Source organism: Phyllobacterium chamaecytisi (genome assembly GCF_020164455.1).
GTDB lineage: Bacteria > Pseudomonadota > Alphaproteobacteria > Rhizobiales > Rhizobiaceae > Phyllobacterium > Phyllobacterium chamaecytisi.
Map to the genome: position 1 here is coordinate 322846 of NZ_JAIQWW010000004.1, position 21355 is coordinate 344200.

General features: G+C 55.0%; 20 protein-coding genes and 1 tRNA gene. 9 read left to right on the forward strand and 12 right to left on the reverse strand.

Annotated elements, in window-relative coordinates; all coding sequences use genetic code 11:
- Positions 1-131: 131 nt before the first annotated feature.
- Complete coding sequence (gene ald, locus LB462_RS08940; protein ID WP_224507030.1) at positions 132-1247, forward strand: alanine dehydrogenase; 1116 nt, start codon at positions 132-134, stop codon at positions 1245-1247.
- 255 nt (positions 1248-1502) lie between these two features.
- Here ald and LB462_RS08945 read toward each other — a convergent pair whose 3' ends face one another.
- From LB462_RS08945 to LB462_RS08975, 7 genes are all read right to left on the reverse strand, one after another.
- A complete protein-coding gene (locus tag LB462_RS08945) occupies positions 1503-1976 on the reverse strand; it encodes a DUF1203 domain-containing protein (protein WP_224507031.1) in 474 nt (157 codons plus the stop codon).
- A gap of 72 nt (positions 1977-2048) precedes the next feature.
- Positions 2049-2576: a GNAT family N-acetyltransferase gene (locus tag LB462_RS08950; RefSeq protein WP_224507034.1), complete on the reverse strand. Its 528-nt coding sequence runs from the start codon at positions 2574-2576 to the stop codon at positions 2049-2051.
- A 3-nt stretch (positions 2577-2579) separates the two neighbouring features.
- Entirely contained in the window at positions 2580-3431 is an 852-nt protein-coding gene (gene sseA / locus LB462_RS08955) for a 3-mercaptopyruvate sulfurtransferase (protein ID WP_224507036.1), read from the reverse strand.
- Positions 3432-3433: 2 nt separating this feature from the next.
- A complete protein-coding gene (locus LB462_RS08960; protein ID WP_224507039.1) occupies positions 3434-4180 on the reverse strand; it encodes an alanyl-tRNA editing protein in 747 nt (248 codons plus the stop codon).
- Complete coding sequence (locus LB462_RS08965; protein WP_224507041.1) at positions 4180-5214, reverse strand: cysteine synthase A; 1035 nt, start codon at positions 5212-5214, stop codon at positions 4180-4182. Before LB462_RS08965 ends, LB462_RS08960 begins: the two co-directional genes overlap by 1 nt.
- Before the next feature lie 168 nt (positions 5215-5382).
- Positions 5383-6717 carry a DEAD/DEAH box helicase gene (locus tag LB462_RS08970; RefSeq protein ID WP_224507136.1) on the reverse strand — a complete coding sequence of 445 codons (1335 nt, stop codon included), beginning with the start codon at positions 6715-6717 and terminating at the stop codon, positions 5383-5385.
- 329 nt (positions 6718-7046) lie between these two features.
- Complete coding sequence (locus LB462_RS08975; RefSeq protein WP_224507043.1) at positions 7047-7910, reverse strand: DMT family transporter; 864 nt, start codon at positions 7908-7910, stop codon at positions 7047-7049.
- Between the two features lie 113 nt (positions 7911-8023).
- On the opposite strand from LB462_RS08975, the gene LB462_RS08980 reads away from it, so the two are divergent.
- Positions 8024-9448 carry an aminotransferase-like domain-containing protein gene (locus LB462_RS08980; protein WP_224507045.1) on the forward strand — a complete coding sequence of 475 codons (1425 nt, stop codon included), beginning with the start codon at positions 8024-8026 and terminating at the stop codon, positions 9446-9448.
- Here LB462_RS08980 and LB462_RS08985 read toward each other — a convergent pair.
- Genes LB462_RS08985 through ade form a run of 4 tightly spaced genes read right to left on the reverse strand, consistent with a single transcriptional unit; the run spans position 9424 to position 13573 of the window.
- The gene (locus LB462_RS08985; RefSeq protein WP_224507047.1) at positions 9424-9960 is read right to left on the reverse strand and encodes a DUF1697 domain-containing protein; all 537 of its coding nucleotides are present in this window, start codon (positions 9958-9960) and stop codon (positions 9424-9426) included. The genes LB462_RS08980 and LB462_RS08985 overlap by 25 nt on opposite strands.
- Positions 9957-10502, reverse strand: coding sequence for a DUF1697 domain-containing protein (locus tag LB462_RS08990; RefSeq protein WP_224507049.1), 546 nt, complete (start codon positions 10500-10502; stop codon positions 9957-9959). The genes LB462_RS08985 and LB462_RS08990 overlap by 4 nt, the downstream gene beginning before the upstream one ends.
- Positions 10503-10511: 9 nt before the next feature.
- Positions 10512-11771, reverse strand: coding sequence for a threonine ammonia-lyase IlvA (gene ilvA, locus LB462_RS08995; protein WP_224507052.1), 1260 nt, complete (start codon positions 11769-11771; stop codon positions 10512-10514).
- Positions 11768-13573, reverse strand: coding sequence for an adenine deaminase (ade, locus tag LB462_RS09000; RefSeq protein ID WP_224507054.1), 1806 nt, complete (start codon positions 13571-13573; stop codon positions 11768-11770). The genes ilvA and ade overlap by 4 nt, the downstream gene beginning before the upstream one ends.
- A gap of 244 nt (positions 13574-13817) precedes the next feature.
- On the opposite strand from ade, the gene LB462_RS09005 reads away from it, so the two are divergent.
- From LB462_RS09005 to LB462_RS09015, 3 genes are all read left to right on the forward strand, one after another.
- Positions 13818-14795 carry a tripartite tricarboxylate transporter substrate binding protein BugD gene (locus tag LB462_RS09005; RefSeq protein ID WP_224507056.1) on the forward strand — a complete coding sequence of 326 codons (978 nt, stop codon included), beginning with the start codon at positions 13818-13820 and terminating at the stop codon, positions 14793-14795.
- Between the two features lie 70 nt (positions 14796-14865).
- Positions 14866-15327, forward strand: a complete 462-nt coding sequence (locus LB462_RS09010; RefSeq protein WP_224507058.1) for a tripartite tricarboxylate transporter TctB family protein — start codon at positions 14866-14868, stop codon at positions 15325-15327.
- A 9-nt stretch (positions 15328-15336) separates the two neighbouring features.
- Positions 15337-16839 carry a tripartite tricarboxylate transporter permease gene (locus tag LB462_RS09015; RefSeq protein ID WP_224507061.1) on the forward strand — a complete coding sequence of 501 codons (1503 nt, stop codon included), beginning with the start codon at positions 15337-15339 and terminating at the stop codon, positions 16837-16839.
- Positions 16840-17110: 271 nt separating this feature from the next.
- Here LB462_RS09015 and LB462_RS09020 read toward each other — a convergent pair whose 3' ends face one another.
- Complete coding sequence (locus LB462_RS09020; RefSeq protein ID WP_224507063.1) at positions 17111-18607, reverse strand: ArnT family glycosyltransferase; 1497 nt, start codon at positions 18605-18607, stop codon at positions 17111-17113.
- Between the two features lie 201 nt (positions 18608-18808).
- Between LB462_RS09020 and LB462_RS09025 the strand changes: the two genes are divergently transcribed.
- The 4 genes from LB462_RS09025 to gpt all read left to right on the forward strand — a co-directional run bounded on the left by LB462_RS09025 (position 18809) and on the right by gpt (position 21351).
- A tRNA-Leu gene (locus LB462_RS09025) sits at positions 18809-18894 on the forward strand.
- A gap of 111 nt (positions 18895-19005) precedes the next feature.
- Entirely contained in the window at positions 19006-19755 is a 750-nt protein-coding gene (locus LB462_RS09030; protein WP_224507065.1) for a competence/damage-inducible protein A, read from the forward strand.
- 109 nt (positions 19756-19864) lie between these two features.
- A complete protein-coding gene (locus LB462_RS09035) occupies positions 19865-20707 on the forward strand; it encodes a universal stress protein (RefSeq protein WP_224507067.1) in 843 nt (280 codons plus the stop codon).
- Positions 20708-20853: 146 nt separating this feature from the next.
- Positions 20854-21351: a xanthine phosphoribosyltransferase gene (gene gpt / locus LB462_RS09040; protein WP_112530208.1), complete on the forward strand. Its 498-nt coding sequence runs from the start codon at positions 20854-20856 to the stop codon at positions 21349-21351.
- Positions 21352-21355: the final 4 nt, after the last annotated feature.

The window sequence follows — 21355 nt, forward strand, 5'->3', positions numbered from 1 at the left end:
TCCAGACGTTTTGCGCAAGGATATTCGAAAAATCGCGTGGCGTCGAGCTGTCTTGGCAAGGACATGCAACGCGATTTGTGCTGTTATATTTGCCTCAAAAGGGAACATCTAAAAAGCTAACAGGAGACGTTATGCGCATCGGCTGCCCAAAGGAAATCAAAAACCATGAATATCGCGTCGGCCTCACTCCGGGCGCCGTACGCGAATACATTGCCCACGGCCACGAGGTCATCGTCCAGTCCGGAGCTGGTTTAGGGATAGGCGCCGACGATGGAGCCTATCAGGCGGCAGGCGCAAAAGTGGTCAAGACCGCTGAAGAAGTCTTCCAGCAGGCGGACATGATCGTCAAAGTGAAAGAGCCGCAGCCTTCCGAATGGGCGCAGCTTCGTGAAGGTCAGCTGCTTTATACGTATCTTCATCTCGCTCCGGATCCGGAACAGACCAAAGGTTTGCTGGCATCCGGTGTCACCGCGATTGCCTATGAAACCGTCACCGACGACCGCGGCGGCTTGCCGTTGCTGGCGCCGATGTCCGAAGTTGCCGGGCGCCTGGCCATACAGGCTGGTGCGACGGCGCTTCAAAAGGCCAATGGCGGCCGAGGCGTACTGCTTGGCGGCGTCCCCGGCGTCCTACCCGGTAAGGTCACCATTATCGGCGGCGGGGTCGTTGGCATCAATGCTGCCATGATGGCAACCGGCCTTGGCGCCGACGTTACCATTCTTGATCGCTCCATTCCGCGCCTGCGCCAGCTGGATGACATTTTCCGCGGGCGTATTCATACGCGCTACTCAACCATCGAAGCCCTTGATGATGAAGTGTTTTCTGCTGACATCGTCGTCGGCGCGGTGTTGATTCCGGGTGCGGCCGCGCCAAAGCTTGTGACGCGCGAGATGCTCTCCGGCATGAAGAAGGGTGCGGTTATCGTTGACGTTGCGATCGATCAGGGCGGCTGCTTCGAGACATCGCATGCGACCACGCATTCCGACCCGACTTACGACGTAGACGGTATCATTCACTACTGCGTGGCCAACATGCCGGGCGCCGTGCCGGTCACGTCCGCTCATGCTTTGAACAATGCGACTTTGCAGTACGGCCTGCAACTGGCCGATCGCGGCGTCAAGGCCCTGATCGACAATCCGCATCTGCGCAACGGCCTTAACGTCCACAAGGGACGTATTACCAACCAGGCTGTTGCCGAGGCACTCGGCCTCGAGATGGTCGAGGCAAAATCGGCAATAGCCGCCTGATATTGCTGCATAAAATCGGAAGCCTTCGGAGGGCGCCTCGACTGAAGCGCTCCTCCCTCGCCGTCATCCTCGGGCTTGACCCGAGGACCCATTGGGGATGCTCAAATTACAGCGCCACATTCTTGTTTTTTCAAGAAAGGTGGTCCTCGGGTCGAGCCCGAGGATGACGGCGAGGTGGGGATGGACGACGCAGTGGTATCGGTTGAAGGCATGTGCAGTCAAAACTTGAACCCTAAAGCGTCATCCGGGCTTTCTTCATGCAAGTTCAATACGGCACTGGAAGCAGTTGTTTCTTGCTGATCGCATATGGACATAAGCGACATCGTCCCGCGTCAGCAATTCCTCGGCCCGGACCGCAATGCCATCGGTCTTGATCACACCTCCGGTGCCGTAAACGATACGGTCCTGGCAGGAATAGCCGCGAAGTATGTAATCGCTGTTCTCATTGAACATTTCCGGTAGTTCTGCAGTTTCCGCGTGACGCTCGCACGCCTCCGCGTGCAGGAAAATCGGACCTGTTTCAGCGTAGGGTTGCGGAGCGGGGAATGGACGGTGCGACAAGACCAGATATTTTTCACCCGCCTGTACGTTCTGCAGACAATGCCGGCAGGGAACGCCATCGCCGTCGGACGTATAGGTTTCAGGTATCTGACCATTCGCGTCAGCCCCGCCCGCTTGATAGTGACGGGCCAGTGTTGTCGTCATGGCAATAAATCGGATCGGTCTCATCGGGTGCCTCCTTTGTTAAAGCAAGGAGACACCGAAATTTGACTGCAAACCACCCGATTCTTGCGGAGACTGTTAGTCCCAAGCCTCTATTTCTGCTTCTGCAAAACTCACCGGTTTAAAACCCATTCTTTGATACATTTGCAGTGCGCGTGGACTATCCAACGTATTAGTTTCAATAATTACTCGTTGCGGGCTGCTCATCCATGCCGTCAGGATGGCTTCATTCAGGAAGAACTTGGCGAGCCCCCTGCCCTGGAACTCCGGTACCAGACCGAAATAAAGAATTTCAGTGACCGCCTGCTCCTCATCGAGGACAAGTTCAAAAAAGCCTGCCGGGGAACCATCGGCGTAGAGGACATGTATATCGACATTGTTACGATGGATGATTGCTGCCAACTCTTCATCACTGAGACGGCGATGTACAGACCAATGATGCGGCTTGCCGACCTGTTCATAGAGAAAGCGATAGAAGGGCAATGAAATCTTCGTGGCGCGCATCAGCGCCAGTTTAAAACTGACGGGTGTCGGTACGGATTGCGTCGGCCGCTCCGCCATCTCCAGATGTGTAACGCGCGTCTTCAATATTCGCGGCTTCGTCATGGCTTATGCTTCGCCCGCAACAACAGGTGTATCTTTGCTTGCGCCCCATTCACTCCACGAACCGTCATAGAGAACATTATCCTTATGACCGACCGATTCGAGTGCAAGCGTAATCACGGCGGCTGTTATCCCGGACCCACAACTCGTCACGACGGGGCTCGACAAGTCCACGCCGGCATCATCGAAAACCTTTCTCAAACCACTGATATCCTTGAGATAACCATTGTCAGCGAGGCTAGACGCCGGAACGCTTCGTGCGCCGGGCATGTGGCCGGACCGCAGTCCAGCGCGTGGCTCCGGGTCGACACCCTTGAAGCGACCGGCCGAGCGCGCATCCGCGATCTGCCGTGACTTGCTTTCAACGATATCGCGCATTTTGGTAAAACTCGCCACCTTGCTTGCTTCAAAGTTCGGGACAAAGGCCGAGGGGGCAATCTTGGTCACCTCGTCGGTAACCGGTCTGCCGGCGTTTTTCCAATTGTCGAATCCACCGTCCAGTATGGAGACGTTTTTTGCCCCATACGTTCGCAACATCCACCAGACGCGCGGCGATGTCGTCATTCCAGGTCCATCATAAACGACGATCGTATCGTCGTTGGTGATCCCCATGCTGCTTATGGCCGCTGCGAAAGCTTCGGGATTGAGAAGGGTGTGCGGCAGCGATGAATCCGGATCCGACATCTCTTCGTGGTCGAAGAAAATCGCACCGGGAATGTGGGTTGCTTCATATTCAGCTTTGGCATCCCGGTTTTGAGCAGGAAGATACCAGGACGCATCGAGAATGCTGAGACCGGGCTGGCCAAGTCTTTCCTGCAGCCAATCGGCTGAAACCACAAAAGGGCTTTTGTCTGCCACGTTCATACTCCCTCTGGCAAAGGACCGAAGCGGATGCGGAACCGCCTGTTTTCCTTGCCTTTCTTTTCGATTTTTCCGATATGGATCGTGCCAACTTCACCGGTCGTCGCGACATGCGTTCCGCCGCACGGCTGCGAATCGACCGAAGCGTTTTCGCCAATACAAACCAGCCTGATGCGCCCCGTCCCTGTCGGCGGCCTTACGTTCTTGGACTTGATCAGGCCGGGATTCGCAGCGAGTTCATCGTCCGTAATCCATCGGGTGAAGATCGGATGATTGGCGTTCACCAGTTCCATCATCTTCTCGGTAACGCTTTCCTTGGTCACACCCGCGTCCGGCAGATCGAAGTCAACGCGGCTGTCGTCTTCGCTGACTGCCGCGCCTGTGATCGGAAACGGGCAAACGACGCTGAGCAGGTGGCACGCCGTATGCATTCGCATCAACTTGTAGCGCCTGTCCCAATCGAGGCGCAGGGTTAGCTTTTCGCCGATGGCCGGAACGGGCTGTTCGGGCGCAGGTACATGGATGATTTCTTCCTTGCTCTCACCGGTCACAGTTGCAGCGATGGCGATCGTTGAGCCATCGGAGCGAACGAAAACACCGGTATCGCCGGGTTGGCCTCCCGATGTCGCGTAAAACACTGTTCGGTCGGTCAGGATGCCGCCGCGCTCGTTTATCGCCAATACTGTCGCTTCGATTGCTTCAAGATAAGAATCTTCGCGAAAAAGAATAGCCGTATCGTATGCCATCACGATGCATTCTCGAAGGGAACAGATATATTGACCTTTGCTTCCATCCATGCCGGAACTGGCAAGTCCTTGGAGCGCAGGAACTCCGGATTGAACATTTTGGACTGATAGCGATTGCCGTAGTCGCAGAGCACCGTCACGATAATCTTGTCCGGCCCCATATCCCGCGCCATGCGGATCGCGCCGGCAATATTGATCCCCGACGATCCCCCCAAACACAGCCCTTCTTCCTCGACGAGATCGAAAACAATCTCAAGCGCTTCAGCGTCAGGGATCTGATAGGAAAAGTCTGGCGTAAATCCTACAAGATTTGCGGTGACACGGCCCTGCCCAATGCCTTCGGTGATCGAGTTACCCTCAGATTTGAACTCGCCGGTCGTGTAGTAGGAGAACAATGCAGCACCCAGTGGATCAGCAAGTCCGATCTTGATGTTCGCGTCCCTGGCTTTCAGTCCCTGCGCTACCCCGGCGAGTGTGCCGCCCGAGCCCACTGCGCATATGAACCCATCCACTTTGCCATTCGTATCACGCCATATCTCTTGTGCCGTCGTTTCCACATGCGCCTGGCGATTGGCGACATTATCGAACTGGTTGGCCCAGACGGCGCCATTCGGCTCGGTTTTTGCCATCTGCTCCGCGAGACGGCCGGAGACCTTTACATAATTATTCGGGTTCCTGTAGGGGACAGCGGGCACTTCTACCAACTCGGCACCGAGAAGGCGGAGGGCATCTTTCTTTTCCTGGCTCTGCGTTTCGGGAATAACGATGACAGTGCGGTAGCCAAGCGTCTTGGCAACCATGGTAAGCCCGATACCCGTGTTGCCCGCTGTGCCCTCGACGATCACACCACCTCGCCTCAGAAGCCCGCGTTCCTCGGCGTCGCGGATTATATAGAGCGCTGCGCGATCCTTGACGGACTGGCCCGGATTCAGGAATTCGGCCTTGCCGTAAATTTCGCAGCCAGTGAGGTCAGAAGCCTTCTTGAGACGAATGAGCGGCGTGTTTCCGATGGTGTCGATCACTGAATCATACATAGGCCAAGTCCTTCATTCTGCGTGGCTTGAACCTATTTGTCCCGATCAAACCGTTCAAGCATAGAATTTTTCAAACCAGACGATATGCGGATATTTGTTTCAAAGACACATATGAAAAGGCCGCCGACACGATGTGCCGGCGGCCTGATAATACGTCAACAGAAGCTGTTAAGCAGCCCTTGCGCCGAAGCCTTTTTTGTTCCGGCGGAATGGACGCTTCTGTGCGGGGGCACCCGCATCATTGCTCCATACCTTTTCACCACGTGGTTCACGCGGCTTGCCAGCAGACTGGCCGCGATGCGGCTTCTTACCAGGCGCACCATTACCGCCGCCTTCGCGACGCGGCGGGCGCTGGTCGCTATTGGCAGCACGAGCAGGCAGGCTCGAGAGGTCGATCGGCGAATCCGCCATTGGCAGACGCATGCGCGTCACGCGTTCGACAGCCTTGAACTTGGAAGCCTCTTCCGCCGGATCATAAAGCGTGATCGCCTTGCCAGATGCGCCGTTACGGCCCGTACGACCAATCCGATGGACATAGCTCTCTGGCTCATCCGGCAGATCGAAATTGATCACGTGGCTGATACCGACGACATCGATGCCGCGTGCGGCGATGTCGGTTGCGACCAGAATGCGCACGGAACCATCCTTGAAGCCGTTCAGCGCGCGCTGGCGTGCATTTTGCGACTTGTTGCCGTGAATGGCCGCAACATTATAGCCGTCTTTCTCCAGAACGCGTGTGACCGCGTCAGCACCATGCTTGGTCCGGGTAAAGACGATAACCGATGACAAGTCCTCATCCTTGAGCATGGCGGATAGAACCTGCTTCTTCTGCTTCGTCGGGATCATGTGTACGACCTGCTTGATCTCGGCGGCCGTTGTACCCTGCGGCGCAACTTCGACACGAACGGGATTGCGCAACAGGCTTGCAGCCAATGTGGCAACTTCCTGCGGCATTGTCGCCGAGAACAGAGCCGTCTGGCGATCGCGATGAGTGCCCTTGGCAATGCGCTTCACATCGTTGATGAAGCCCATGTCGAGCATGCGGTCAGCTTCATCGAGCACGAGCCAGCGCGTCTCCGAGAGATCGACGCGGTTGTCGCGCACAAGGTCGGTCAAACGACCCGGCGTTGCGATCAAAACATCGACGCCGCCTTGCATCTTGTTGATCTGCGCAATGCGCGAAACACCACCAAGAACGAGTGCGGTCGAAATGTGCGCGCCTTTTGCCAGTGTACGGAACGTTTCTTCGATCTGTACGGCAAGTTCGCGCGTTGGAGCAAGGATGAGCGCACGGGCAGTCTTGCCCTTGCGCTTGTCACCGATGGTGAGGATTTTCTGCAGGATCGGCAGGGCGAATGCCGCAGTCTTGCCGGACCCCGTCTGGGCGATACCAAGAATGTCCTGACCAGCGAGCTGTGCAGGGATGGCCTGTGCCTGGATGGGCTTTGGAGTGGCCATTCCGGCTGCCTCGACTGCTTTGAGCAGGACGGCATTCAGACCCATGGCGGCAAAGCCGTTTGTTTCAATAGTTTCCAATTCAATCTTCTTTCATTGGCCGGCGCGGAAAACCGCGGGCCACACAACGCATCACAGGGCGCAACCTGCGTGCAATAATTTTGGGATAAACGACGAGACGCGAGGAACCCTGTGCCAATGGCTTTGGGTTCATGCGACTTGCGCAGCCGTGCCCATCGCATCATGCGGATGGGTCTCAGACGCCACGAAGTCCTTAACTGGAAGACCGGGTTGCCCGGTCCAAGCGCCTGACCGGCATATGGGCCTTCTTATGCCAAAAAGCAAACGATTTTATTGTGCGACGCAAAACGAACAAGCTATTTGGCGAAACGCTTGGCCCCCGCCACGCATAGTATCACTGCAACAGTGACGGCGATCATCGGCCAGCTAACGGATTCGTGCAGCAGTGTCGCAGCGAGAACCAAACCAAAGAAGGGTTGTAGCAACTGCAGTTGACCGACAGCCGCAATTCCGCCTTGAGCCAACCCGCGATACCAGAAAATGAAACCTATCAGCATTGAAAAAAGCGAGACGTAGAAGAGGCCAATCCAGGCGGGCTGTTTGATGATGCTCAAATCCGACGGGAAGACATAGAGGGTCAGGGGTAGCATGACTGGCAACGAAAGGACCAGCGCCCAGCAGATCACCTGCCAGCCCCCCAATTTGCGCGACAACTGGGCACCTTCCGCGTAGCCGAGACCGCAAACAACAATTGCCGCGAACATCAACAGATCGCCGGTTAGCGATGCTGCGAAATTCTGCGTCAATGCAAATCCAGCAACGAGTAGGCTGCCCGCACAGGAAAACAGCCAGAACATAGGACGCATGCGCTCACCACCGCGCAACACACCAAAAATGGCAGTCGCAAGTGGCAGAAGCCCGATAAACACAATGGAATGAGCTGACGTGATGTGACGCAGTGCCAGTGCGGTCAGAAGCGGAAAGCCAACGACGACACCCATGGCAGTTACGAATAGCGGGCCGAGATCCGTCCTCATCGGGCGCTTTTCGCGGAAGGCTACTAGCAGGGCAAGCGCCAGCGCAGCTGCAATCGTGGCACGCGCACCGGTCACGAAGATGGGATCGAATCCAGCAACGGCCGCACGTGTCGCCGGTAACGATCCACTGAAAATAAGTACGCCGATAAATCCGTTAATCCAGCCGCTTGTTATCTTGTCCATATTTTCTCTGCCATGCGATCACATCGTGAGCTGTATCCACCTTGCGCCGTAGATTTTCCAGATACGGTACAGTACAATACACGCAAACTGTCATGGGATGGCAAGCAGTACAGATGGACAAAACCGTTGAACTCAAGCTCGAAGGCGGTACGCTGGTCAATCGCGTGATGTACGAGGTCCGTCAACGTATTGCCGGGCGCGCACTCACGCCGGGAGCAAAACTCCCCTCGATACGCAGTTTTGCCGAGACGTTGTCAGTATCGAAATCGACAATCGTCGAGGCGTACGACCGGCTCGCGGCCGAAGGCGTCATCTTGTCCCGACGCGGCTCAGGCTTTTATGTCGCCGGTCATCTACCGCCTTTGTCACTGGCGGAAATCGGGCCGCGGCTGGACCATGCCATTGATCCGCTATGGGTGTCGCGCACATCACTCGATGCAAATGACAGTACGATGATGCCCGGCTGCGGTTGGCTACCATCCTCATGGATGCCTGAAGCAGGAATTCGCCGGGCCCTGCGCGCCATGGCAAGGGCGGATGGGTCCTCCCTCACCGACTATGCATCGCCGCTAGGGTTGAAACCATTGCGCCAATTACTTGCGCGCCGCATGGGTGGCCATGGCATTGAGGCGGTGCCCGACCAGATCATGTTGACGGAATCGGGCACGCAGGCAATCGATCTGCTTTGCCGTTTCCTGATTGAGCCTGGGGATGCCGTCATTGTGGACGACCCGTGTTATTTCAACTTCCACGCCTTGCTCAAGGCGCATCGAGCCAAGGTGATCGGGGTACCTTACACGCCAAATGGTCCCGACCTCGATCAATTTGCGGAAGCGCTTTCGGAACACCGGCCGCGCCTCTACATTACCAATTCCGCCCTGCATAATCCCACTGGCGCAGTGCTTTCGCCCGTCGTCGCCCATCGGCTGCTCAAGCTTGCAGAACAGCACGATCTGACAATCATCGAAGATGATATTTTTGCCGATTTCGAACATGAACCAGCGCCTCGGCTAGCTGCGTTCGATGGGCTCGATCGAGTCGTGCATATCGGCAGCTTTTCCAAATCGCTATCGGCATCTGTTCGCTGCGGCTTCATCGCTGCGCGGCGCGACTGGATCGAAGGGCTGGTGGATTTGCGCATCGCTACATCCTTTGGCGGCGGACGCCTGGGTGCAGAACTCGTACTGTTCATGCTGAAGGATGGAAGCTATCGCAAGCACATGCACGGCCTGCGCGCGCAACTGGCAAAGAGCATGGGCGAAACGATCGCCAAGCTGAAGCCGCTCGGCCTGGCTCCCTGGATCGAATCGCGCGGCGGCATGTTTCTGTGGTGCAAACTGCCCGAAGGCGTGGATGCTGCAAAAATTGCGCAGCGCGGACTGGCAGAAGGGGTAATTTTTGCGCCAGGTAATGTGTTCAGCCAGTCGCAGGCCGCATCTTCCTACATGCGTTTCAATGTGGCGCAGTGCAACGACCCGCGTATTTTCACGGTACTCGAAAGGCTGATTGCCGATCAGACCGCTTCTGCCAGTTTTTGAAGAGCCAAGACGGTGCGCCAGTTGCGCGCGGTGAGCGGCGCTTTCAGCACCTTGTCGAGTGCGAGGGCAAGTTTCGAAATGCCAAAGCCGTCGGGCGTATAGAGGTAAAGAACACGGTTCCTGACAGTAAAACTTTCGGTTTCACTCGCCTTGCTGGCAAAATTTTCAAGCGCAGTGTCAGTCGGGTCGTCGTCAAGAATGACGGCGTGAAGCGACTTTGGGTTTTCCTGCGCTTGGGGATAAGGATTCTTCGCGATCATACAGTTCCATTCATCAATACTACGGATGGAGACACGCGATTCGAAACCAAATGTTTTCAAAAAAATGCCCGAAATTGTCTCGGCAATCTGGCGCGCCGTCTTGTTGGACTTGAGAACGACGTTGCCGCTTTGTACATAGGTTTTCACACCCTCGAAGTCCGCCTCGACAAGCATATTCCGCAGTGTTTCCATCTTAACTTTTTTGTTGCCGCCAACATTGATGCCGCGAAACAGCACAATATAGATAGTCACTTTGCATCCCCCGCCATTTGCTTAGCCAAATGGGCCAGCTTGAGCACTGTATTCCAGTTTCTCGCTGTAGCTGCAACTCTCAATGTTTTTTCAATCTTAGGATGCAGTCTTGCATTCGAAACACCTTGCGGCGTGTAATAATACAGCACCCTTCCCCTTATCTCGAACTGCTCCGGCCCTATCGCTTTTTGCTCCAACGCCTTCACCGCCTCTGCATCAGGTGTCCGCTCCAGAACATAGGCATGAAGTTTGGCCGGTTCACTCACAGCCAGCGGGAATGGATTTTGGGTAATGAGCTTGGCCCATTCCGCCCTACTAACGATCATGATGTGCTTGGAGAAGCCAAAATGCTCCAATGCGGTCGTAGCCACACGCTTAGCGATGCGCTTTGGCCTATCGTTTGAGGTAAGAACGACATTGCCGGTATTGATATAGGTTACAACGGACTCAAAGCCTTCCTCGACCAAGGCCGCTTTCAATGGCTGCACAGGAAGCAACGTATCACCGCCGACACCACGAAACAGGATGATCCAGCAGGTCACGATGCCTCCTTAGATAATCAACCCGGCAATGGTCTCATTATCGGTGATGTCCTGATATGCCCAACCTGCCTCATCGAAACGTTTGAACAGCAAGTCGAAATTGAGCTTGTTCTTCGTTTCGATACCGATGAGGACTGAACCGAAATTACGCGCGGACTTTTTGAGGTATTCGAAGCGGGCAACGTCATCGTCCGGTCCCAAAAGGTCTAGAAACGACCGCAAAGCGCCGGGCCGCTGGGGAAACCGGAAGATAAAATACTTCTTCAGTCCCTCGTATCGCAGTGACCGCTCTTTCAGCTCCGGCAGGCGTTCAAAATCGAAATTGCTGCCGGATATGACCAGGACGATCCGCTTGTTCCTGATATCGCTCTTCTTGAAATCCTTGAGCGCATCGATGGCGAGAGCGCCCGCGGGTTCCACAACGATGCCCTCGATGTTAAGCATCTCAAGGATAGTTGAGCTCAGACGATTTTCTGGAATCAAAGTCACAGAGTCTGCCGTGAAGCCTTTGAGTAACTTGAAGTTTTCACGGCCAATTTCCGCAACTGCGGCGCCGTCAACGAAATTGTCCACGGTGTCTAGTTTGATACGTTTGCCTGCTTCGAGACTGCGTTTCAGACTTGGCGCACCGGCTGGTTCCACGAAGCGGAAGCGGGTCTCCCAACCGAGATCGCCAAGATAGCGTGTAACACCACCGGAAAGCCCGCCACCGCCGACAGGCAGGATCATCAGGTCGGGCTTGCGTTTGTCCGGCAGCTGCGTGGCGATTTCATGCGCCACGGTCGCTTGCCCAGTGATGATATCCATGTGGTCGAAAGGCGGAACCATAATTGCCCCGCTCTCCGCAGCATAGTCCTGCGCAGCGGCGTAGCATTGATCGAAGATATCTCCGAACAGGCGGATTTCGATGAACTCGCCGCCAAAACTGCGCGTCTTGTCGATCTTTTGTTGCGGCGTCGTCACCGGCATGAAAACGACACCCATTTTGCCAAAATGCCGGCAGATGAAGGCAAAACCTTGCGCGTGGTTTCCAGCCGAGGCACAAACGAAAGACGAATCCTCGGACTTGTGCTCGCTCAAATAATGAGAGATGAAATTGAACGCGCCCCTGATCTTGTAGGACCGCACAGGTGACAGATCTTCGCGCTTGAGCCAGATCTGTGCGCCATATTTGTGGGAAAGATAATGGTTGAGCTGCAACGGTGTTTCTGGAAAGAGCACGCGCATTTTTTCCGTCGCGCGATCCACGGCCTTGATGAATGCAGTCATAGGAACAGGTCAACCTTCGTAAATGTCCGGACATCGATAATCCCGACATCAGATATACGCAATTCCGGAATAACCACCAGCGCCAGCAGCGAATGCTGCATGTAGGCATTGTTGAGAGTACAGCCCATCGCGCGCATAGCGTTGACGAGTTTATCCGCCTTTGCTGCGACGATTTCGGCGCGCTGGTCAGACATCAGGCCAGCGATCGGCATTTCCACCATGGCAAGTTCTCGGCCCTTAGAAAACAGCACCACACCACCGCCAACTTCGCCAAGCCGATTGGCAGCTTTCGCCATGTCGTCTTTGTTGGTGCCAACGACAATCATGTGGTGGCTATCGTGGGCGACAGTTGAGGCCATAGCGCAATCAAGCGTATAGCCAAAGCCGGAGACAAAGCCGTTAACGACCTTCCCCGTTCCACGATGCCTCTCGACAAGTGCGATTTGGCAGACATCATTGCGCCGATCCATCTGGACGATGCCGTCGGAGACTGACAACTCCGCTTCCAGCGCTTTTGTCGGCGCCTGATTTTCGATGACGCCGATCACACGCGCGGTAATTTGCTTTGTTGGTTTCGGAGACTTGATATCGAAATCCTTGGCCTTCAAATTTTTTCCGAGCTTGATCGTATTCTTGGCAAATGCCGGATAGTTGTAGGCCGGAATCTCAGCGATGAGCTTACCTTTCTCCGCCACAAGCACGCCCCGCGCGTAAACACGGTCGATCGTCAGATTTGGCAAGTCTGATACGATAAGGAAATCTGCAAGTCGTCCCGGTGTGATTGAGCCGATCTCCCGTTCCAGCCGAAAGTGCTGCGCTGTATTGAGTGTCGCCATCTGGATCGCCGTCACAGGCTTTAGCCCCTGGGCTATGGCGTGACGTACAACACGGTCCATATGACCTTCGTTTACAAGCGTGCCGGAGTGACTGTCATCAGTGCACAGGATAAAATTGCGCGGATCGAGACCCTGTTCCGTAACCGCTTTGATCTGGCGGGCAACATCATACCAAGCGGATCCAAGACGGAGCATAGCCCGCATGCCCTGACGCACACGGGCAATGGCGTCCTCCATACGGGTACCCTCGTGATCATCTTCAGGACCACCCGCAACATATCCATGGAAGGCTCGTCCAAGCTCAGGCGATGCGAAATGCCCTCCAACAGTCTTTCCGGCGTTTACGGTGGCGTCAATGCCACCCCGCATAGTTGCATCGTTGTTGGCGACGCCAGGAAAGTTCATCACCTCCCCGAGACCGATGATATTGGGCCATGTCATCGCTTCGGCAACGTCGTCCGGGCTTATAGAGGCACCTGCATTCTCCAATCCCGGTGCCGATGGAACACAACTCGGCATCTGCACGTGCACATTGATCGGCATGGCGAGCGCTTCGTCGTGCATCAGGCGGACGCCATCGAGCCCCAACACATTGGCGATCTCATGCGGATCGATGAACATCGACGTAGTACCATGAGGAATGACGGCCCGCGTAAACTCAGTCACCGTGACCATACCGCTTTCGACATGCATATGCGCGTCGCACAGACCAGGCACCAGATAACGTCCACCCGCGTCAACTACCTTCGTTTTCGGCCCGATGCAGTGCTCCGCTCCTTGCCCGACAAAGGCAAAGCGCCCGGCCACGATGGCAAGATCAATACCAGCGATGATTTCTCCGGAATAGACGCTTACCAAACGACCGTTGCGGACAACCAGATCCGCATCTTTGCGGCCCATCGCAACATCCACGAGCAATGGCGCTGATTCCGTCCATGTCGCTGGTTTGCCTGCCTGTTTGCTCATCGTCATCACTCCGATCGCCTGATCTCTTCGAATATGCATATACCAAAAAACAACGTGACTGCCCTGTTCACAGTGGAATTCTCAAAAAATTCGGAGAAATCCATGAATTGCTTGACAGAACCACGATCGTTGCGTCCGATAGGTCTCATGCGCCGCGTCGAAAACGGAGTTGCCAATGACCGGGGAGAAATGTTGGCGTGTCTGACTGCGGCAATTCACAAGCGTTGTTCTGGGAGGAAATTTAATGCTCAAACTCTTTACTTCACTGGCCGCCACAGCTGCCATTGCCGTCATCTCGGGTAGCGCATTTGCGCAGGGTTATCCTGAACGCAGTATCACCATGGTGGTGCCGTTCGCGGCGGGCGGCCCAACTGATACCGTTACCAGACTTGTCGCCGAAAGCATGTCAAAGGACCTCGGTCAGCAGATCATCGTAGAAAATGTGGGCGGAGCGGGTGGCACGCTAGGGGCCTCCCAGGTGGCGAAGGCAGACCCGGATGGATACACGCTGTTGCTGCATCACATCGGCATGGCAACCAGCGCCACGCTATATCGCAAGCTGCCCTATGACACGCTCAACGCCTTCGAATATGTGGGGCTGGTCACAGATGTTCCAATGACCATTGTGGCAAAGAAGGATTTCGAGCCGACTGATCTCAAAGGCCTTGTTGAATACGTCAAGGCAAATGCCGACAAGATCACCCTTGCGAATGCCGGTATTGGCGCTGCTTCCCATCTTTGCGGGATGTTGTTCATGAGTGAGATCAAGACACCGCTGACAACTGTACCTTACAAAGGCACCGGTCCTGCCATGACAGATCTCCTCGGTGGTCAGGTAGATTTGATGTGCGATCAGACCACCAATACAACCAAACAGATCAAAGGCGGTACGATCAAAGCCTATGGAGTGACATCAGCCAAGAGACTCGATGCCCTCCCCGATCTACCAACCGTTGCGGAAGCCGGCCTGCCGGGCATGCAGGTGGGTATTTGGCACGGTATTTACGCACCGAAGGGAACACCCGCAGAGGTAACCCAGAAACTCTCGGCATCCCTGCAAAAAGCGTTGAAAGACCCCGACATCATCGCTCGATTTGCTGAACTGGGCACGGTGCCGTCGACTGATGCGGAAGCAACGCCCGCAGGGCTGAAGTCAAAGCTTGAAAGCGAAGTGACCCGCTGGAAGCCGGTCATTGAGGCGGCCGGCCAATACGCTGATTAGCAGACTGTGGGTCGGGAGTGGGAGAGCGCTTCCGGCCTTTTTTATAGCGTCAAACGGCCGTGGGGAACATATGAGAAATCTTAGTTTTAGTTCGCGCGATTTGATCTGCGGCGCACTGTTTATATTCATAGGCCTTTTCTTTGCGATACAGGCATATGGCCTTGAACTTGGCACAGCACTCCGCATGGGACCAGGTTATTTTCCGTTTGTATTGGCCGGAATCCTTATTCTTCTTGGCATAATCGTCATCGTTCAGGGTACTCAGCTACAGCATGAACCAATGGGGCCAATTGCATGGCGCGGTATGCTATTCATTTTGCCGGCACCGATACTGTTTGGCCTCACCGTCCGTGGACTAGGCTTCGTGCCATCACTTTTTCTGACGGGACTGGTTGCGGCTTTTGCAAGTACGAAGATGCGCCCCGGAACCGCGCTCTTGCTGGTTGGCGGCCTGACATTGTTTTCTGTAATCGTGTTCAGTTATGCGCTCGGTCTGCCCTTCCGGCGTTTTGGCCCCTGGCTTGGGCAGTGAGGCCGCAAAATGGATCTTCTTAACAATCTCGTCCTCGGATTTGCGACTGCAGCTTCGCCCTACAACCTTTTGTTCTGCTTCATCGGGGTCATCCTCGGTACGCTTATCGGCGTGCTTCCCGGTATCGGTGCGACTGCGACGATCGCCATGCTTTTGCCTATCACCTTTCAGCTCGAACCGGTCTCGTCACTCATCATGCTGGCGGGCATCTACTACGGCGCGCAATATGGCGGCTCAACTACCGCTATCCTGATCAACATGCCTGGCGAATCCTCGTCTGCAGTCACTGCCATCGATGGATACCAGATGGCGCGAAAGGGCCGCGCAGGGGCTGCACTTTCAATTGCGGCTATAGGTTCGTTCTTTGCCGGAACGGTGTCGACCATCTTGGTAGCCGTGTTTGCTCCGCCATTGACAGCCGTCGCTTTGAGATTCGGGTCGCCGGAATATTTCTCGCTGATGATCGTCGGCCTCGTTTCCTCCGTCGCTCTCGCCCATGGTTCCGTCGTCAAAGCACTCGGCATGGTGGTTCTTGGCCTGCTTCTCGGGCTCGTTGGGACAGATATTTATACCGGTACGCCACGATTCAATCTCGGAATTCTCGAATTGTCTGATGGGTTGAATTTCGTTGCGCTTGCAGTCGGCGTATTCGGCATCGCCGAAATTCTGCGTAACCTTGAAAACGAGCATGACCGCGATGTGATGATCAAAAAGGTCACCAATCTCTGGCCCACGCGACAGGACTGGAAAGAAATGACCGCACCGATCTTGCGCGGAACGGTAATTGGCTCCGCCCTCGGCATCTTGCCCGGTGGCGGAGCCATTCTTGCGTCTTTCGCATCCTATACGGTCGAGAAACGGATCTCGAGTACGCCCGACGAGTTTGGCAAGGGTGCTGTCGCCGGGGTGGCAGGCCCTGAATCAGCCAACAATGCCGGCGCGCAAACATCGTTCATCCCTATGCTGACGCTTGGCATACCGGCCAATCCGGTCATGGCCTTGATGATCGGCGCCATGATCATTCAGGGTATCGTTCCTGGTCCCAACGTTGCCACCGAACAACCTGCCTTGTTCTGGGGGATCATTGCCTCCATGTGGATCGGAAATCTCATGTTGATTCTGCTTAACCTGCCGCTGATCGGGCTTTGGGTTAAGCTGTTGACCATTCCCTACTACATGTTGTTTCCCGCCATCATCGCCTTCTGTTCAATCGGCGTTTACAGCGTTAATTCCAATGTGTTCGATCTATATGCTGTCGCCTTCTTCGGTCTCATCGGTTACGGGCTGGCAAAACTCCGCTGCGAACCGGCGCCCCTGCTGCTCGGCTTTGTGCTTGGACCGCTTCTGGAGGAGCATCTTCGCCGGGCCATGATCATGTCGCGCGGCGATCCCATGACCTTCCTCAATCGCCCTATCAGTCTTGGGCTCTTGTTACTCGCAGCAGCCGTTCTCGTGGTCGTGCTGCTGCCAAGCATCCGCAAGAAGCGCGATGAGGTTTTTGTCGAAGACTAGGGTCAGGACCCATTAATCTGGTCGAAATGGTAGGAGGTCATTTGTTCGGATACGAGGAGCAAAGGCGATGGCAATGTTTATCCATTGTCGAGCCTTTGCGACAAAGTAGCTGGGCAAATGGACCCTATCCTGCGGACGCCGAAACGGCTGCAAGCTGCAGTGTCGAGCTGCTTGGCCGGAGGAAAGACCCCGCCCTTCGCATCTCTCCTCGCATCTTCTTGCCGTTTCCGGCGCCATTTCGATCATATTAGTGAGTCCTGACCCTAGAGCCTCACTTTGCTGGAACGATGAAATAGCTCACCCGCGCTGACTGATCGGGATAATATTTATACGTGAGATCCACCTGCTTGACGTCTGCTGGCGGCGCGGCGATACCGGCGCCGTTCAGTAAACTTAACACAGCCGGATTCATCCCGTCGCCGAACCAGACAAAAAGTGCCGGGAAGCGGATGCGTGACACGGCATTCGGCATTTCCAGATGCACCGGAATGATTGAACTGTCGAAAAGACGCAGATTTCCCGGTAATTGGGGACCATTTGACACGACGGTCTGGTAAGTTCCCACGGCGCGCGTCACGGTGAAAAGCTTCGCGTAGTCCAGCTGGCCAATAGAAGGCGCCTTACCGTCACGGGCATACAGTATATTCACCGCTAATCCTGGAATTACGATCAGGCCGCAGATCGCACCGACAATCGCGAAGCGTTTCAACGGCAAGTCAGTTCGGATATAGCGCCCCAAAAGCGTTGCCAGATAGAGCGGGCTCAAGAACAAAACCGGCTGGAGCCAGCGATCTTTCACCTCGGCAGCACCGCTGATGAGGACTCCAACAAAAACAGCCGCCAGCGCAAACAGCAAGGTTCGGCCTACGAATTTCTCCGCGTCATTCCAGGGACGAGGCGAAGAGACTTGTTCTGCCCGGCTCCGCCACCAGGCAATCGCGAAGAAAACCAGCGCTATTCCCGAGAAGAGAACACCATTGAGGAAGAGCTTCCACTCGCCGTGAAGACGACTGACAACGAAATTACCGCCCTCACCTATCTCGAATTTATGTGACCGCGCCAACAGGTTCTCCGTATGCGAAAGCGTCCACAGGCCTGTAGGTGCTATGGCTGTAATAAATACAAGCAGTATCAGAATGCTCTTTCGCGTCAAAAGAACGGCTCGATATTCGGGAATGGAGAAGCCAGCCAAAATGAGCCCGATAAGGAAGAAACTTGCGTTGAATTTTCCGAGCAGACCCGAAGCGATGCCAAGCCCCAGCAGTGCAGCCGAATGCCAGGAGCGGGATTTCATATGCCAGGCGAAGGCGAGAAATGCCCAAGCGCAGCCGGTGGTGCCTCCGACGGAGTGCGTCAACGTCCGTTGTGACTCCCACGCGATTTGAGGCAGCAGGAATATGCCTAGCATGCCAGCAGCAGCTACCGATTTAGACAGGCCGAGCAGACGTGCGCCTAAATAGACGCTGATAAATGAACTCGCAAGCATACCGAACTTGACGAGATAGATGGTAAACATGCTGATTCCGAAGAGATTTCCAGCGATGCTGTTTATCCACGTATAGAGTGGCGCCTGAGACCCGCCATATCCCCACTGCAGAGCACCGACATAGGCTAATTGCTCCGCGTCATCCACACCCGCGCCATTCGAAATCGCCGTCAGGAAAAAGACCTGGAACGCAAAATAGAGAAGAATCAGCAAGAGTGCCGGATTTCGCGACGCTACTTTCGTCAAATTTGCGAACGGAAATTGAAATGGAACAGCGGACATAGCGATTTCTTTGCTTCGAAGACCTCGCGTTCTAGTCCAGGTCGAAGCCCAAATCCACCAGAGATTGAGACCTTAGGTGTAGGGTGTTGGTTTAACCAGATGGCGGCGTCAGCTTGAAATGGCGCTTTTCGACCGAGCTGATCAGTCATATCGCAAATCACCGTTGACGGAATCGCCTTAACCGTTGAAAAGCATAAATGCGCGGACGTGGTGAAATCGGTAGACACAACAGACTTAAAATCTGTCGGCCATAGGTCATGCGGGTTCAAGTCCCGCCGTCCGCACCAGCGCTCAAGTGCCGCTGGTTTTGACCTTTGCTCCTTCACCTTTCCTGAGCGAAATGGCTTGCGACGATCCGTTGGGAGAATTACGGTCGCTTTCCCGCTAGGAGATTTTTTATGACTGATGAAGTTGTGACCGCAGCCATGCTGGCGATCGGCGATGAGTTGCTGTCAGGTCGGACAAAGGACAAGAACATCGGTCACCTAGCTGATATTCTCACAGCCGTCGGTATCGATCTTGAAGAAGTTCGCATAGTTCCGGATGAAGAGGATCGCATTGTCGAAGCGCTGAATGCCCTGCGCGAACGTTATGAGTACGTGTTCACGTCCGGCGGGATCGGACCAACGCACGACGACATAACGGCTGATGCAGTTGCAAAAGCGTTTGATGTCCCTTGTGAACACGACGCGGCAGCGATGAAACTCATGGGCGATAACTATGCAGCACGCGGGATGGAATTCACCGAAAGCCGCCAGCGCATGGCGCGGATGCCACGCGGCTCGGCCCACATCGCCAATCCAGTTTCGACTGCACCCGGTTTCCATATCGGCAATGTCTACGTGATGGCGGGCGTCCCTTCGGTTTTTCAGGCTATGCTGGACAATGTGATTCCAACCCTGCGAGTGGGAAAGAAGCTATTGTCCCGCTCAGTGAATTGCCCGTTTGGGGAAGGTGCTATTGCCGTTCCACTCGGCAGTATCCAGGCTGCTCATCCAGATACGATCATCGGTTCTTATCCCAAATACGAAAACGGCAAATTCTCGACGGAGCTGGTGATCAGGGCGCGCGACGAAGAAAAACTTCTTGCGGCTGAATCAGCCGTGAAGGAGATGGTTGCAAATATCGCCGCTCAACCCGCACAATGAAATGCTTTTGAAGCACGCAAGTTGTCCAAAATGCAAAAGCAACTATTGCGCGAAAGGCGTATAATGTTGCCTGATGCGTTCAAGGACGCAACAACCTATGGAGGCCAACATGGCATTTCGGACGATCATCGCTTTCATTCGCAGCGAGCGTGAGGCAAAGAAGGTTATAGGCGCCGCAAGGTTGATCGCTTCGTCCAGCGAACGCACGCATATCATCGGCCTCTATACGATCCCCTCGCCGATTGTTTATGCCGATCCCACAGGTTTTGCCGACACGACATTGTTCGAAGCCCATGAACAGCGCCACAAGGAAAACTCCGAAGCGATTTCAGCTCTTTTTGGGGCGGAGATGTCGACTGGAACCATCTCCCATGAGTTCCGCATTGTACGATCCGAAAGCAGCAGCCCATCCGCCGGCGTTACGCAAAGCGCCCTCCGAGCCGACATCATAATTGCCGGTCAACCTGATCCTGATGATCCAGATAGCGTCAACGACGTCACCGATCCGCTGGTCATGGAAAGCGGCCGACCTGTTCTGTTTGTCCCTTACAAAACCAAACTGCCGGAAAAGATCGATCGTGTCGTTGTTGCCTTCAATGGCAAGCGCGAAGCATCGCGCGCTGCATTCGATTCACTCCCGTTACTGCTCAAGGCTGAAAGTGTCGATATCGTCTGGGTTGATCCAAAGAAATCCAACGATCCGAATGTCGATATCCCCGGCACACCGCTTTCTGATGCGCTTCGTCGCCACGGTGTCAATGTACATCCCCACACCATCAATTCGAACGCCGAATCTGCCGACAAGGTACTGCGACGCTGGATTGCGGAAAACAATGCGTCATTGTTCGTAATGGGAGCTTATAGCCAGTCTCGATTAAAGGAATGGGTCTTCGGCGGTGTAACCAGCTCTATAATGGCTGATATGCCCTGCCTGACATTGATGTCGCGCTGAACAGGCCGCAATAATCACACTTTTCTCGTCAGAACAGATCGCGGATAACGCAAGCGGCTTGCCAGCGGCTTGCTTTTACCGCTATTGCGGGATGCATTCCTGGCGGATTTTCCGCTACATTGCATTTTTCTGATGGAGTGCGTGCCATGTCCCTTCCCGACAAAGCTTTTCCGGTCTCTTGGGACCAATTCCATAGGGATGCCCGCGCCTTGGCCTGGCGTGTTGCCGGTATGCAGCGTGAATGGCGCGCCATGGTCGCGATTACGCGCGGTGGATTGGTCCCGGCAGCCATCATCTGTCGCGAGCTTGGCATTCGTATGATCGAGACGGTGTGTATTGCATCCTACCACGACTACGACGAGCAAGGCGAACTCAAGGTCCTGAAGAATGTTGATCCACGGCTTCTCGAGAACGAAGGCGAAGGCATTCTGGTCGTTGATGACCTGACCGATACAGGGAAGACCGCTGCCATCGTGCGCGAAATGATGCCGAAAGCGCATTTTGCTACCGTTTATGCGAAACCCAAGGGGCGCCCGCTTATCGACACCTTCGTGACGGAAGTCTCACAGGATACCTGGATCTATTTCCCGTGGGACATGGGCCTGACCTACCAGGAACCGATCACCAAGGGCCATGGCGGATAACATT